This is a genomic window from Leucothrix arctica (assembly GCF_003172895.1).
GTDB lineage: Bacteria > Pseudomonadota > Gammaproteobacteria > Thiotrichales > Thiotrichaceae > Leucothrix > Leucothrix arctica.
This window is the reverse complement of sequence record NZ_QGKL01000005.1, coordinates 1-14111: the sequence shown is the minus strand read 5'-3', so window position 1 is coordinate 14111 and position 14111 is coordinate 1. Positions and strand designations below refer to the sequence as shown.

The 14111-nt window shown below is 43.3% G+C and carries 16 protein-coding genes and 1 pseudogene; 10 read left to right on the top strand and 7 right to left on the bottom strand.

Features of this window, described 5'->3' with window-relative positions; genetic code table 11:
* Positions 1–11 precede the first annotated feature (11 nt).
* From DKT75_RS00960 to DKT75_RS00945, 4 genes are all read right to left on the bottom strand, one after another.
* Entirely contained in the window at positions 12–1169 is a 1158-nt protein-coding gene (locus DKT75_RS00960) for a DUF481 domain-containing protein (RefSeq protein ID WP_109821568.1), read from the bottom strand.
* A 129-nt stretch (positions 1170–1298) separates the two neighbouring features.
* Complete coding sequence (locus DKT75_RS00955) at positions 1299–2654, bottom strand: hemolysin family protein (RefSeq protein ID WP_109821567.1); 1356 nt, start codon at positions 2652–2654, stop codon at positions 1299–1301.
* Positions 2655–2791: 137 nt separating this feature from the next.
* The gene (locus tag DKT75_RS00950) at positions 2792–3253 is read right to left on the bottom strand and encodes a hypothetical protein (protein WP_109821566.1); all 462 of its coding nucleotides are present in this window, start codon (positions 3251–3253) and stop codon (positions 2792–2794) included.
* A gap of 66 nt (positions 3254–3319) precedes the next feature.
* A complete protein-coding gene (locus DKT75_RS00945) occupies positions 3320–3685 on the bottom strand; it encodes a transposase (protein WP_158278769.1) in 366 nt (121 codons plus the stop codon).
* Positions 3686–3797: 112 nt separating this feature from the next.
* Between DKT75_RS00945 and DKT75_RS00940 the strand changes: the two genes are divergently transcribed.
* Positions 3798–4454, top strand: coding sequence for an NBR1-Ig-like domain-containing protein (locus DKT75_RS00940; protein WP_109821564.1), 657 nt, complete (start codon positions 3798–3800; stop codon positions 4452–4454).
* A gap of 20 nt (positions 4455–4474) precedes the next feature.
* Here the strand turns inward: DKT75_RS00940 and DKT75_RS00935 are convergent, their stop codons facing one another.
* Both DKT75_RS00935 and murB read right to left on the bottom strand, forming a co-directional pair.
* Positions 4475–6172 carry an ABC transporter substrate-binding protein gene (locus DKT75_RS00935; RefSeq protein WP_109821563.1) on the bottom strand — a complete coding sequence of 566 codons (1698 nt, stop codon included), beginning with the start codon at positions 6170–6172 and terminating at the stop codon, positions 4475–4477.
* A gap of 32 nt (positions 6173–6204) precedes the next feature.
* Positions 6205–7224, bottom strand: coding sequence for a UDP-N-acetylmuramate dehydrogenase (gene murB, locus DKT75_RS00930; RefSeq protein ID WP_109821570.1), 1020 nt, complete (start codon positions 7222–7224; stop codon positions 6205–6207).
* 65 nt (positions 7225–7289) lie between these two features.
* Here murB and DKT75_RS00925 point away from each other — a divergent pair, with 65 nt between their 5' ends.
* The 4 genes from DKT75_RS00925 to DKT75_RS00910 all read left to right on the top strand — a co-directional run bounded on the left by DKT75_RS00925 (position 7290) and on the right by DKT75_RS00910 (position 10601).
* On the top strand, positions 7290–8507 hold the full coding sequence (locus DKT75_RS00925) for an argininosuccinate synthase (RefSeq protein WP_109821562.1): 1218 nt from the start codon (positions 7290–7292) through the stop codon (positions 8505–8507).
* Between the two features lie 3 nt (positions 8508–8510).
* Positions 8511–8729, top strand: coding sequence for a SlyX family protein (locus DKT75_RS00920; protein WP_109821561.1), 219 nt, complete (start codon positions 8511–8513; stop codon positions 8727–8729).
* Between the two features lie 5 nt (positions 8730–8734).
* Entirely contained in the window at positions 8735–9514 is a 780-nt protein-coding gene (locus DKT75_RS00915; RefSeq protein WP_109821569.1) for a class I SAM-dependent methyltransferase, read from the top strand.
* A gap of 79 nt (positions 9515–9593) precedes the next feature.
* Complete coding sequence (locus DKT75_RS00910; RefSeq protein ID WP_109821560.1) at positions 9594–10601, top strand: CAP domain-containing protein; 1008 nt, start codon at positions 9594–9596, stop codon at positions 10599–10601.
* Here the strand turns inward: DKT75_RS00910 and DKT75_RS00905 are convergent.
* On the bottom strand, positions 10595–11128 hold the full coding sequence (locus tag DKT75_RS00905) for a Rieske (2Fe-2S) protein (protein ID WP_109821559.1): 534 nt from the start codon (positions 11126–11128) through the stop codon (positions 10595–10597). The two genes, DKT75_RS00910 and DKT75_RS00905, sit on opposite strands and share 7 nt — an antisense overlap.
* A gap of 11 nt (positions 11129–11139) precedes the next feature.
* Between DKT75_RS00905 and DKT75_RS00900 the strand changes: the two genes are divergently transcribed.
* The 5 genes and pseudogenes from DKT75_RS00900 to DKT75_RS00880 all read left to right on the top strand — a co-directional run.
* Positions 11140–11523: a DUF423 domain-containing protein gene (locus tag DKT75_RS00900; protein WP_109821558.1), complete on the top strand. Its 384-nt coding sequence runs from the start codon at positions 11140–11142 to the stop codon at positions 11521–11523.
* Positions 11520–12296, top strand: coding sequence for a phosphatase PAP2 family protein (locus DKT75_RS00895; RefSeq protein ID WP_158278768.1), 777 nt, complete (start codon positions 11520–11522; stop codon positions 12294–12296). The genes DKT75_RS00900 and DKT75_RS00895 overlap by 4 nt, the downstream gene beginning before the upstream one ends.
* Before the next feature lie 196 nt (positions 12297–12492).
* Positions 12493–13314: a hypothetical protein gene (locus DKT75_RS00890; protein ID WP_109821556.1), complete on the top strand. Its 822-nt coding sequence runs from the start codon at positions 12493–12495 to the stop codon at positions 13312–13314.
* 65 nt (positions 13315–13379) lie between these two features.
* Positions 13380–13691 (top strand): transposase, encoded by a 312-nt coding sequence (locus tag DKT75_RS00885; RefSeq protein ID WP_109821425.1) that lies wholly within the window; start codon positions 13380–13382, stop codon positions 13689–13691.
* Between the two features lie 47 nt (positions 13692–13738).
* Positions 13739–14111: pseudogene (locus DKT75_RS00880) on the top strand (IS3 family transposase); the annotation flags it as partial.

Here is a 14111-nt window from a genome sequence, read left to right as displayed (position 1 = left end):
TACTACTTCGATTAACGTAGACGGTAGCCAACGTTAAAGTTTAGAGATGTATCAAGGTCATCAGCACCATCTAGATCAGTAATTGTAGCAACAAGACCTAGGTCTAACTGGTTATCCAACTCATAGCTAAACGCTGAAGAAAGATAGTTGTTAGTGGTATTATCTGTTCCAGAAACACCAGAATCTACAGAAGTAAGTGTCCAAGAGTTTTCCCAGTCAATCTTGTCACTTAACTCATAAGTAAGCGTCATAACATTTTCAAAGTCGTAACCGTTGTCATCACCGTAGTCTGTCACTAGCTCAGCTTCATTAGAGAACTGTGTCTTACGATTTAGTGGCTTGTGGTATTCACCAGCAAGAGTCACTGTTGGATCACCACCATCTTCGCCATCAATACGGCTTAGCTCAACACCAACACCCGCTTGAACTTTCCAACCAATCTTACGAGTAGTGAAATACTCATTAGTTAGAACGTCATATGCCTTGATGATTGCGCCAGCGCCTAGTTGACCTTGGCCCAATGCTTTTTCCATGTCAGCAAACCAGTACTGCTCATAAACGTCAAAACCGTGCTTGCTCTTATAAGCAGTTTCGTTGTTGATGATGTTAGCAATTTGCTGGTGAGCAGCTGTGCTTGGTACAGACTTCAAAGCACCCTGAACACGAAGCGCTTCAACTAGACGAATCGCCTTAGCCATTGGCGTAGCGTTAACAACACGACCGTAACCTAGACCAACTCCAACAGCACTACCGAAGTCTTCCTGATCTTTTTCAGCATCTAGACTTGCAGCACCGAACCAAAATGCGCCTTTTGAATTAGGGCGGAAATATGTATCAACCTGACCAGCAATACCTGCATCGAAGTAGCTTACAGAGTTAGCGCCATCAGCAGAACCACGAGAAATAGAACCTGCAGCATCAGCTTCGATAGTTGTGTTACGGCTTGCAGAACTGAATACACGCTCAGCATCAAAACCTAGAGCTGCAGAGTATGAAGACTGGTCAAAACCATTACCGTCATTTGCGCTGAAGCTACCAGTAAGGTAAGCATCTTCATAAGCACTTGTTGCTTCTGTGTAGTCATAAAGAGTTACTTCAGCAGTACTTGCGCCGCTGACAGTAAGGAGTGCGATTGATACCGCAGTTGCCAACTTATTCTTTGTGTTCATGGTGTAAATTCCGATAGATTGTAAATAATTAAATTTCGTACTTATAACTGAGACTTACCTCAGACAAAGAAAGTCACAATTAATTTTAATTTATTTACAAACTATCAGAATTAAATTAAAAACCACTTATTATTCAGCGACTTGAGGTTCTTTATTTATTTCAATATTTATGTGACTCGTGACTGGGAATATCTGTACCTGCCCCACTCGGTTGTTTTCAATATCCAAAGCAACGAAGCGTAAACCCTCTTCGATAATCTCATCACCTGCATTTGGCATACGGTTTAATTGCTTCATAAACAGACCGCTAATAGTGTTTGATTCAATATTATTATCAAAGTCTACACCCACAATGCGCTCTAAGTCAGTCAGAGATACCAAACCATCTGACGTCCAATGATCATCCTTCCAAACGACGGGTGAATCGGCTTCATCAATATCCAACTCATCTGAGATTTCACCCACAATCTCTTCAAGAATATCTTCCATGGTGACCGCGCCCGCAAAACTGCCGTACTCATCCATTGCGAGTGCTATGTGAGTTCGGTTCTTACGCATCGACTCAAATAAGTCTGAAACGGGCTGTGTCTCGGGTACTAATAAGCATTCACGTAAACTAGAACGAACTACCGCAAGCGGCTCGTCTTGTGCATCTTTACCGAGTAAACGGTTGTACAAATCTTTAACAAGCAAGATACCCACTGGCGCATCGGAGTTACCATCAAACACAGGGTAGCGAGAGTGCTGAGTAGACAGCATGAACTGCAGGGTTTCTTCCCAAGGGGCTTGCAGGTCGATCACGTCCATTTCGTTACGTGGCACCATAATTTGCTGAACGCTGTGAGTGTCAAAAACAAACATGTTATGCAACATACCTGCTTTATCAGCATTCATATCACCATGTTTTTCGGAAGTATCGATAATGCCTCGAATCTCAGCATCGGAAAGCACTTCAGCATGACTAGCTTCTTCGACATTAAAGAACGCCAAAATGGATCCCGACGCTTTGTTTAACAACCAATTTAATGGGTAAGCCATCAGGTAGAACCAATACAGCGGATAAGCACACCACATAGACACTGGCTCAGCTTTACGGATCGCAAAGGTTTTAGGCACTTGCTCACCTACAACAATGTGCAGTGATGAAAAGATTAAGAAGCCCAGTGCAAATGATAACGGGTGTAATATTTCTTCAGGAATACCAAGCGCGTGGAACACCGGCTCAAGTAATGCAGCAACCACCGGCTCCCCTACCCAACCTAAACCCAGTGACGCCATGGTGATTCCTAACTGGCAAGCCGCCAAGTAAGACTCCAAGTTTAGCTGGATTTTTTGTGTGAGCTTTGCTGTGCGACTACCTTCATCAGCTAATACATTGATTCTAAAGCTTTTTGCTTTAACTAATGCAAATTCTGCAGCAACAAAAAAAGCATTAATGACCAATAGTACGACTATGGCTATAATGCTTGTGGTGTGGTGTTCCATCGGGTTTCCTTAAGTAAAAAATATAATTCAGCAGCTAATACTACACCAGCCACTTTTAATTAGTGTATTTACTCAGAAAATAGATCATATAGTGACCGATTAAATATTAAGTATATTACTCAGCCACTTATATTGAGTTATGTAACCGATGAAAGCGCTACAAAAGGCACACGATAAGATGGCTTCTCTATCAGCGTCAACACAGGCTCATAAGGCTTTGGTTCTGGTTTATCTGGATTGTTGTTAAAGACATCAATCACTAAAAAAATAAGCGCCTGAGTATAGCCTGCCTGATAAGCCGCTCTTGGTCGTCTTAGCCCAAATACCTTATCGACATCAGAACACTTAACGTTCCCATCTTTAATGGATGCCACCAGCGTCGTGAGCTTGTCTTGCCAACTCTCAGGCAGTGCTTCTGCCTCAATCAACTCAGAAGCAAAAAATCGCTCAAAAAGACCTTCTGGGAAATCTGCTTTCGCACGCTGGAAGTGCTCTGCTTCATGCAAGTTTTCTAAAAAACACAAAAAGTCTCTCGTTAATAACGCCAAGTCTTCGTCAGTTTCATGCGTATACGCCACGGAATATTCAGATATAGTCATACTCACCTCATAGTTATGATCATATTAGCAATAAGGAATAGAAGTAACGCACAAATAATGCACTTATTATTTACCAGTCCCCGCAGCCTTCACAAGTGATGCTTTGAGCATCGCAAAAATCAGCCTATCGTTACCAGCCCCAGACATCTCTCTTTCCCAAATATCTAACACAACAGGCGCAAATGGAAGTCCATCTGAAAGCTCTGTTGGCGCTACTCCACAAAAGTACCGCCAGTAAGGACACTCCAGCCATTTTGAAGCAATCTCATTTGACGAAAGCCCAGTCATAATCTTCAAATAAAGTAGTCCTGCCATCAAGCGACACTTTGATGCATCAGACACGTGAAATAGCTTATCCATCTCTAATTCAAGATATGGCCAGTCTACCGTCTCAGATAGCTGATATAGTTCATGATTGCTGTTTAATTGCATAATTTTTACCATTCCTTACTAATACATCCCCGATGCAATGTAATATAACGATCTAAATGTACACTTTGGTGTACAAAACAAGGCGTCATAAATAATAGGAAAGTAATAAAAAATGTCTGAAGAACAGTTTGCTGCCTATCTTAGAAAAAGAATGAAACTGAAAGGGCTAACTATTTCAGAAACGGCAAAACGTGCTCATATCAGCCGAGGTGCATTAAACAAGTATCTAAACTGTGAAGTTAAAGATGGGAAGATTTCCACCTTCGTAATGCTCGCTCGGGCGCTAGAAGAGCACCCTATGAACTTATTTAGTATATTTTTTCATGGGTGGAAATTCGATAAGCTCACCCCTGAAAGAACAGAGTCAACTCTCTCTAAAGATGACATTGGGTTTATTGCTGATATTAACTATCCAGACAACTGCCCTGTCGCGCGCGAGGCAATCATAGAAAAGTCTTGGGAGTTGAAAAATACAGGAAGTGAGCCATGGGTAAATCGTCGACTTATATGTATCGATGAAAATTTGGCGGTGAGCTCAGACCAAGAGAAGCTGCATGATTCGCGACTCACGGGGCTTATTCCACTAACTCGTGAGGTAGAAGTACCACTCACAAACCCTTCGGAGCATGTGATTTTGACCGTTAAGCTACAAGCACCTAACTACCCAGGAACGATGATTTCACATTGGAAAATGATCGATGAAAACGGAGAGTTCTCTTATCCAAACTCTCTCGGTATCTTCTGTAAGGTTCAGGTTATCTCGTTCTAACCCCTATTACCGCCGCTTAATTAGTGCTTTTGCTCACTTTTAGGCACGTAGATCTCTAGAGGTAATGACATTAAGTTTAGCCCCGACTGAGTCACTTTCACATTCCTCAGTCGCTTGTTAACGAGCTGCAAACTTTTACGATGAACCAAGAAAGTATACGGCTGGTCATCGTGTAACACCTGATGCACCCGCCGCCATAGAGCCATACGCTCACTGGCATCAACCGTTTTCCTTGTGGTATTTATCAGTGCATCCAATTGGTCATTTCTATAACTAATGAAGTTATACAAACTGCCTTTGATTTCATCACTATGAAACATAAAGTAGATATCCAGCTCTAGACCACCAGACCAACCCGAGGTCAATGCTTCGTAGCTTTTTTCATCCATCATGTCATAGAGTCGTGATGATAGTTGCGGATCTAACGTCATGTTAATCCCTGCTCTCGCATAGGCGTCGCGTAACATAAGCGCGACTAAACGGCTGTCTTCCCTTTCTGATGCATAGGTAAACTTAAAGCTAAACGGCTTCCCTGACTTATCCTCAATGACTCCGTCACCATCGCGATCTTTAAATCCAACGTCTTCTAAAATTGCTTTAGCTTTAGCAACGTTATATTCGTAAGGCTTTATCGCCTTGTTATGCTGTTCGCCTCGCTTACTAAACGGGCTATCCGCTACCTCAGCAAAACCTTTATACACTTGATCAACTATTTTTCGCTTATCAGTCAGGTAAGTCATTGCCAAGCGAACACGCTTATCAGCAAAGAAGGTTTCTTTTCCATTGCTCACCGCATTCCAGCCAATATAGGTATAACCCTGCCTAGCCTTCATAAACTCAAAGACATTACTTTTAGCGAGAATGTCTTTGTCATTTTTCAGTACCGCAAATACTTTAGGATCAACTTCGATTGTATCTAGCTCGCCATTTCGAAACGCTACGAGTCTTGCGCTACTGTTATCGATGACCTTCCAAACCAATTTATCGAAAGTCCCTTTAGACTCACCCCAATACCTAGGGTTCTTTTTCAAAACGACCTGACTTCCCGTCAAATTACTGCTCGCTTCACGATCTAACTGGTAAGGGCCTGTGCCCAGTACTAACGTTTTTGATGACCTAAACTTCGCCGGATCATCTAAGTATTCTTTGTAATAGTGCTCAGGGAGTATCGGTAAAAAGCCTGCTAATTTAAGCGATCGAAAGTAAGGCTCCGCATACTTAAACACAACTTCATATGGGTTAGGCGCTGTGACACTTTCAATGGTTTTTAGGAATCCACTACCGCCGGGGATATCCATTTTTTTGTTCATGAGAAAGTTATAGGTAAACAGAACGTCCGAAGCGTCAAAAGACTCACCGTCTGAAAAGACGACGTTTTTGTTTAACTGAAAGGTATAGGTCAGGCCATCTTCACTGACGCTCCAGCTTTTTGCTAAAGAACCTTCCATCTCACCCGTGCTAGGATCTTGTCTTAGTAAGCTTTCGAAAATGTATTTTTTAATGCGCTCTGATTCTGAGATGAGCGTTAGGAATGGGGTTAAGGTGGGTGGTCTGGCTGTCAAAGAGCGAGTGAACTGGCCGCCTTGGTTAACTTCAAGCTGACCCGCTGTCGACGTAGTATTATCTTTCCCAACTAATGATGGACTATTTTGTTGGTCAGCCCCTAAAAATACAGAAGATATAAGCGCTACCGAAAGAACGAAACACCGTATTATCATGATTTATATCTCCTCTAAATTTTAAACGCTTTTTAAGCAATTACTCTCGGCTCAGCCTCAAGCACAATCCCAAACTTGCTACTCACCGAACCAATCACTCGCTCTGCCAGCGCCCAAATTTCCGCCCCACTAGCCTCACCATGATTCACCAACACCAGTGCGTGCTTTTCATAAATCCCTGCATCTTTATCACGAAATGCCTTCCACTCGCACTGATCAATCAACCAGCCTGCAGATGTTTTAACCGTGTCACTACCGTCTTTCTGTGGATAACCAGGAAGATTAGGAAATAGCACTTTCAAAGCTTCCCACTCAGCGGTCCCCATAATAGGGTTTTTAAAGAAACTCCCCGCATTACCAATTACCTTAGGGTCAGGTAACTTGCTTTGACGCAATGCAATAATCACATCACTAATCAATCGAGCAGAGGGTTCTTGCCCATCTAACGCAGCATCAACACCTGCATATGCCACCACCCACTCTGGCTGCTTAGCCAAACGGAAAGTCACTGACTCAATTAGCCAACTATCTGCTGGTTGGCGTTTAAAGAAACTATCTCGATACGCAAACTCGCAGTCTTCATTACTAAACACGCGTCGCTCACCTGTTATCAGGTCAACCGCACTCAAGCGCTCAAGCCTATCGCCCAACTCAACACCGTACGCACCAATATTTTGCATAGGCGCTGCACCTACCGTACCGGGGATCAAAGACAAGTTTTCTAAACCGGCATAACCTTGATCAATCGTCCAACGCACAAACTCGTGCCAATTTTCACCCGCAGCCGCTGATATGTAATACGCATCATCATCTTCAGAAGTCAGCGCTCGTCCAGACAAAGCAACCGACACTGCAAGCCCTGAAAAATCATCGCGAAAGAGCATATTGCTACCGCCGCCAATGAGCAAACAAGATGTGTCAGGATTATCTTTTCGCCATTGAATTAACTGGTCAACATCACTCGTTGACACTAGTTTTGTGAACAAATCAGCTGAAATGGACACACCAAAGCTATTTAGTGCCTTTAAAGGGTAATTTTTTTGTATTTGCATGGGGCGCATTTTACAGGATTCCGCGTATAATACTTTTCTTTTGAACACCTCAGGCTAGAATTAATATGTCGCAATCTGTCAATAAAGTTGTACTTGCCTACTCAGGCGGTCTCGACACCTCTATCATCGCTAAATGGCTTTCTGAAACTTATGGATGCGAGGTAGTAACATTTACTGCTGACATCGGTCAGGGTGAAGAAGTTGAGCCAGCTCGTGCTAAAGCTAAAGCAATGGGCATCAAAGAGATTTACATTGAAGATTTGCGCGAAGAGTTTGTTCGCGACTACGTATTCCCAATGTTCCGTGCTAACGCTATCTATGAAGGCGAATACCTACTAGGTACGTCAATTGCACGTCCATTGATCGCTAAGCGTTTGATCGAAATTGCAAACGAGACTGGCGCGGATGCGGTATCTCACGGCGCAACGGGTAAAGGTAACGACCAAGTACGTTTCGAGCTAGGTGCTTACGCGCTTAAGCCAGGTGTACAGGTTATCGCGCCTTGGCGTGAGTGGGACTTGAACTCTCGTGAGTCTCTGATGAAGTACGCAGAAGAGCACAACATCCCTGTTGATTACCAAAAAGCTAAGACTAAGTCGCCTTACTCAATGGACGCTAACTTGCTTCATATTTCTTATGAAGGTGGCATACTTGAAGATCCTTGGGCAGAAGCTGAAGATGACATGTGGCGTTGGTCTGTATCTCCAGAAGATGCACCAGACGTAGCAACGTACATCACACTAACTTATGAAAAAGGTGACCCTGTTGCACTAGACGGTGAGCGTCTATCTCCAGCAGCCATGCTTGAGACTTTAAATAAGATTGGTGGCGACAACGGTATTGGCCGTTTAGACATCGTTGAAAACCGTTACGTGGGCATGAAGTCACGTGGCTGTTACGAGACACCGGGTGGAACCATCATGATGAAGGGACACCGTGGTATTGAGTCACTGACTCTTGATCGTGAAGTGGGTCACCTTAAAGATGCGCTAATGCCTAAGTACACTGAGATGATCTACAACGGTTACTGGTGGAGTCCTGAGCGTGAAATGATGCAGGCGATGATTGATGCATCTCAAACTCACGTAAACGGTGACGTTCGCATGAAGCTTTACAAAGGTTCTGTTAGCGTTGTTGGACGTAAGTCTGAAAAAGACAGCCTGTTTGATGAGAAGATCGCGACGTTTGAAGATGACGAAGGTTCTTACAACCAAGCAGATGCTGAAGGCTTCATTAAGCTAAACGCACTACGCCTACGTATTGGCGCAGGTCGTAAAGGTTAATTCATGAGTGATCGTAATGAAGAACGCTTAACTAACCTCGAAATCTTGCTCACGCAGCAGGATGATGTAATTGATACTTTGAATCGCTTGGTTCATGACCAGCGTACTCAAATGGAGATATTGCAAGAGCAGGTGAAAAACCTTCAGGATAAGTTAGGCGGCGGCAATACTGGCAGTAACATCGCATCTGAAAAAGATGAAACACCACCGCCTCATTACTGATGAGCATGAATGTAACACTAGCAGTGAGTGGGCATGAACAATGCCCACCCGCTGATTTAGAAGAACTATCTAAACTGCTTCGCTGCCCGCTTTATAGCGATGCGTCAGAAGCGCAGTATGTCTTACACAAAAGTACCGCTCGCCTTGAGTTGTTTAGCCCTAACCAACCAAATACAAAAGCAATCTTTGCTGACTTTGTTGAAGGTAAAGTACGTCACAGACGATTATTTGGTGGAGGGAAAGGACAGGGCTTAGCCAAAGCACTGGGTCTACAAAAATTCCCCAATGCAACGATTATTGATGCAACCGCAGGTTTAGGCAGTGACTCGTTTGTCATGGCTACGCTGGGTTGTCATGTCACTATGTTAGAGCGCAACCCTGTTGTGCAATTACTGCTGAGTGACGCATTAGCGCGAGCTGACAGTAGTGGCGATGAAGATGTTCAAGAAATATCAGCGCGTATGAGACTTGTTCAACAACCTTCGATTGATTTTCTAAAAGCGCTTGATCCAGAAGACTATCCGCAGCTTATTTACTTAGACCCTATGTTTCCTGAGCGTGGTAAACAGGCACAAGTGAAGAAGGAAATGCGGTTTTTTCATGATGTGGTTGGGGATGATCAGGACAGTCCTGAGTTGTTGGATATTGCGTTACAGCGGGCGGTTGAACGGATTATTGTGAAACGTCCTTTGCGCGCTGAAACATTGAATGATCGTAAGCCTGATTTTGATATTCGCGGTAAGACGATTCGTTATGACGTGTACTTAGGCACACGCCACAAGTAAATACTCTGGCTTATTCAGCTTAATTATATGGGCGCCATGCGATTATAAGTGCGAAAAACACTATCGTTGGAGCACAGTCATGATCAAACAACTTCCCCTCATATTAATTACCTCACTACTATTAGCCGCCTGTGGTGGTTCGAGCAGCGGTACTGATGACGGTAACAATAGTATCAGCGAAGATACCAACTTAGACACGGGTACTGACATTGCAGCCAGTCCTGAAATCGGTAAGCTAAGCTTCATTTGCTCAGCTAATGCAACGACCGAAAGCTTATTCACTGATACCTTTGTAGAAGACAATTGGGATGATACCTCTTGGTCTGGCCCAGAAGCTTACGAACCTGTCAGTGTTGAACAAATCGCTAGCTCATTTAACACAGCCCGTAATCTCGACCCAACCATTAAACAAAAACTCCTAATGCCTCAACAAGCTGATTGGAATGCAATGACTAGCTCCGAAAAAGGGTTGTTTTTGGTTAACAGCGAGCGGTGTGCGCGTGGATTAGAACCATTTGAAGGAATTTCACCAGAACTTATTCATTCCAGTAGTAGCTATGCAAACGAACTATCTGACTCAGGCGAGTTTTCACATTCTTATGGACTATATGCGAGTCCATCGGCACGCCTAAGCGGCTATGCTGATGTTGAGGTAGGCACAAATGCCGACTGGATGGCTCAGGCCGAAAACCTGTCACGCCACACCTCTGGAAACTCCTCAGCCTACCCAACGGTTTACGAACCTATTGCACGCGCTATTTATACGTACCTATACGACGACTCATCCAGTAATTACGGTCATCGCACACTTTCATTAATCAAAATAGCTAATGAAAACAGCGGTGATGTAAGTGCTGAAGGTCTGTTTGGATTATCCAAAACAACCAAACAGTTCGTTGATTCACCATTCTTTACAACGGATGTCACATCAGTTATGCACGTATTTGATCCTAATGAAAACTGGGATATGAGCAATGTATTATCCGCACCAACAATCTATGGCCCTGAAACTATTACAGATTGTATGTCCGGCACTTTTATAGAGTCTGTCGATGAAAGTGGAAATAACACATCACACTGTCAGTAATCGGCTGTCCAACGACCGACCGCTAACTCACCTGTATTAGAAAAATGGTATGGAGGAACACCTAATGTTTTCGTTCCTCCATCCTGCCTTCCCGTTAAGTCATAACGAATACCTGAGCAGGTGTCTTTAAAGTTTTCTCGTTCAAAAAATAACGGACAGTAACCAGAGTCTCCTTTGTCATAATAAACAAAGTAAGTTGCATCAATTGAACGCCAAGGATGACTCTCTAAGTCAATTATTGATGCTTCAGGTGCTTTACTAGATTGCTGCATGAGACCAAGTTGAGTTTGGCTACTTCGCTTAATAACCCCCACACGCTTATTTTCCCAAATAACCGTGGTGACTTTCCCCTCTTCTACGTTTGCTAGCTTCAAATAAACCACTTCACTTGAAATAACAGGCGACACCTCATCGATATCACCCCCACTATTAAAGGTAGCGTTTAAAAACACCATCAGTAGTGCGATAATGCCAGCCGCCGCCATTAGCTTTAAAATGACGCGGTACAATAATCGTTTATCCGTCATAGGGATTCTTAGTGCCTGAATTTAAAAAGTTTTTGATATTTGGCGCTGCGCTCGCAGCATTAAGTGTCGTATTTGGTGCTTTCGGCGCTCATAGTCTCGAGAAACACTTACAAGATGTGACGCTACTAGCCACTTTCGAAACTGCTGCGCGATACCAATTCTATCATGCACTGGGGCTAATCTTGGTGTTTATACTTTCTCAGTATGGTTTAGCCAATAAGTGGTTGAATATCGGCGGTTGGTTGATGCTATTCGGCACCCTACTGTTTTCCGGTAGTTTGTATTGCTATGTACTAACCGGTATTAAAGAATTCGCCATGATCACGCCTATCGGTGGCTTACTTATGATCTTGGCATGGTTAGCGATAGTTATTTCAGCGGCAAAAAAATCATGAGTAACAACTTAAAACATACCGCACCTTCATTTCCGCTAATTACAGTTATTAGCTTAGTTTTACTGCTAGCTACAACTTTGCTCTCAGGTTTTGATAAATCATTATTTTTATTTTTGAATGAGTCATTTAGTGCGTTACCTGCTAGCTTTTGGGAGTTCACAACCACCCTATCTGATCCTTGGGTTGCTCCTCTGCTGACCTTTGTCATTTTCTTTAGACAACCAAACTTTGTTCGTGCGCTTTTAATCTGCTCTTTGATTAGTCTAGTTGCCAACTACAGCTTGAAGCATGGTTTTGACTTTCCACGACCTAATCATGTGTTGGCGGAGGGTGAATTCAATCTTATTGGGCCAGACATCCAATCACCGAGTTTTCCATCAGGCCATACACTAGTTATTTTTGTCATGATGGGCTTAGTTAGTTTTTGGAATAACGTGAAATTAACGAGTGGACTGTTGTTTGGTATGGCCGCGCTGATAGCCCTAAGTCGTATTGCTTTAGGTGTTCACTGGCCTAGTGATGTTATTTTTGGTGCCTTAGTGGGCTGGTTGACAGCTTGGTTGGCAGTAGTTTTGAATAATCGCTTAGAGGCTGAGATTAATACCAATGTGAAGATGGGCTTGTATGGTGTGGTGTTGCTTTGCGCTATCTGGTCGATTATCAATAAGACGCCTTATTCTACTGGACAGTGGCTTAATACAGCGGTTGCTCTATTTGCTGTTGCTTATAGTTTGCGGACGTTGACTGAGTTGATGCATCGGCAGAAAGGGTGATAATGACTCCCTATGTACCATGAGTCATTAATGCTTTTTCCGTAGTATAACTCTGAAAGATAAATATCATTCTTTCTAGATTCCTTATCCAACACTAGAACGCATAATAATTTAGGCTAAAACAGCACCCCCCTTTATGCCTATAATAAAGACATAAATAACAGATTATTAACGATGGTATAAACAGGGGTTACACATGAATCATAGCCAATTAAAGAACATCTTACGCAAAGCTGTAATAGCTGCTCTACCTATCACAGCAACCGTAGCTTGCATGCCAGCAGAAACAATTAAATCACAAGAAAGTCCACCAGAGCCAGCTCACCCTTGTGGCACTCCTTTAAGTAGCAAGCCTATCAATAAAACTATCTCTGTAAGATCCACAATTGGCTTTACTAAAGAAGAAACAATAACCGCTGAGCAGTGTTTAGAGTTATGTGAAAGAACAGCAAAATATGCACTACCAAGATATTACCAAGCCAAAACAGAGTTTAAAAACTTCAAAGCAAGCCAATGTAATGTCACACCTACACCTAAAAACTACGAACTCGTCAGCTGCAAAGTTTCCTACACTGAGGTGAAATACCCAGAGTCAAATAAACCAGGTTGTTTTAGCCCAGCACCACGCCCGATTCCTGGTCGTATGCCGGCCGGTATGAAGCCAATAACAATATCCAGCACACACAGTCTATTAGGTAATTACTTTGCTAACATGGCTATGATGGAAAAAGCAGCTATAACAGCCTTTCAGTACTTAGTTAGAGAACTAGAAGCCTATGAAGCCCCACAAGAATTAATCCAGCTAGCCCGCAAGGCAATAGCGGAAGAAGCTAGGCATACTAAAATGGCCAGTAATCTTTCAAAAGGCTATAACACTGAAATACCTGAATTCATTGTTGATGAGTTTCAACTTCGCTCTTTATTTGAAATAGCTTTGGAAAATGCAGTAGAAGGTTGTGTGAATGAAAGCTTTGCCGCGACTTGTGGTTTATGGCAACACGCCCATGCTGAACTGTAGTGGCACACTAAATTTGGCCACCTGATTAGAGGTGATAAACTCACTTTAACTAAGCAGGTGTAAATATGACAAAACGAACCAGACCAACCTACTCACCCGAGTTCCGCCTTGAAGTTGCTCAAGAGGTCGTCGATAAAGGGCGCAATGTTAAGGACGTCTCAGAGAGTTTAGGATTAGGAAAATCGACGGTCGATAAATGGGCAAGACAGCTTAAACAAGCGCGTAACGGTCAGCTTTCTAGCGCTGCACCACTGACCTCTGATCAACTTAAAATTCGTGAGCTTGAACGTAAAATCAAACGGTTGGAAGGCGATAACGACATCCTAAAAAAGGCTTCAGCTCTCTTGATGCAGGACTCAATCAAAGGTTTGCGCTGATCCGTCAGCAGCAAGAGAGCCACAGTGTCAGCCGTTTATGTCGAGTATTGGCGGTCAACCGAAGTAGTTACCGTTACTGGTGCAAACCATCTAAAACTGTTTCACCACAACGCCTTAAACTGATCGCGGAGCTCAAGCGCTGGTTTGGCCTAAGTGGAGGGTCAGCAGGTCAGCGAAGCTTAGTTACACTGCTTGTTAGTACTGGTTTTAACGTCAGCCGATGGTTAGTGAGAAAACTCATGAAACAAGCAGGTCTAGTGAGTCGCCAGCAACCTACTCACCGCTACGCAAAGGCAGAAAAAGTACACCTAAGCATACCAAATGTGCTTAATCGGCAGTTTCAGCCGAGCAAGCCAAATCAAGTTTGGGCGGGTGATGTCACTTATATTTGGTCGGGTTCAACTTGGTTGTATCTTGCAG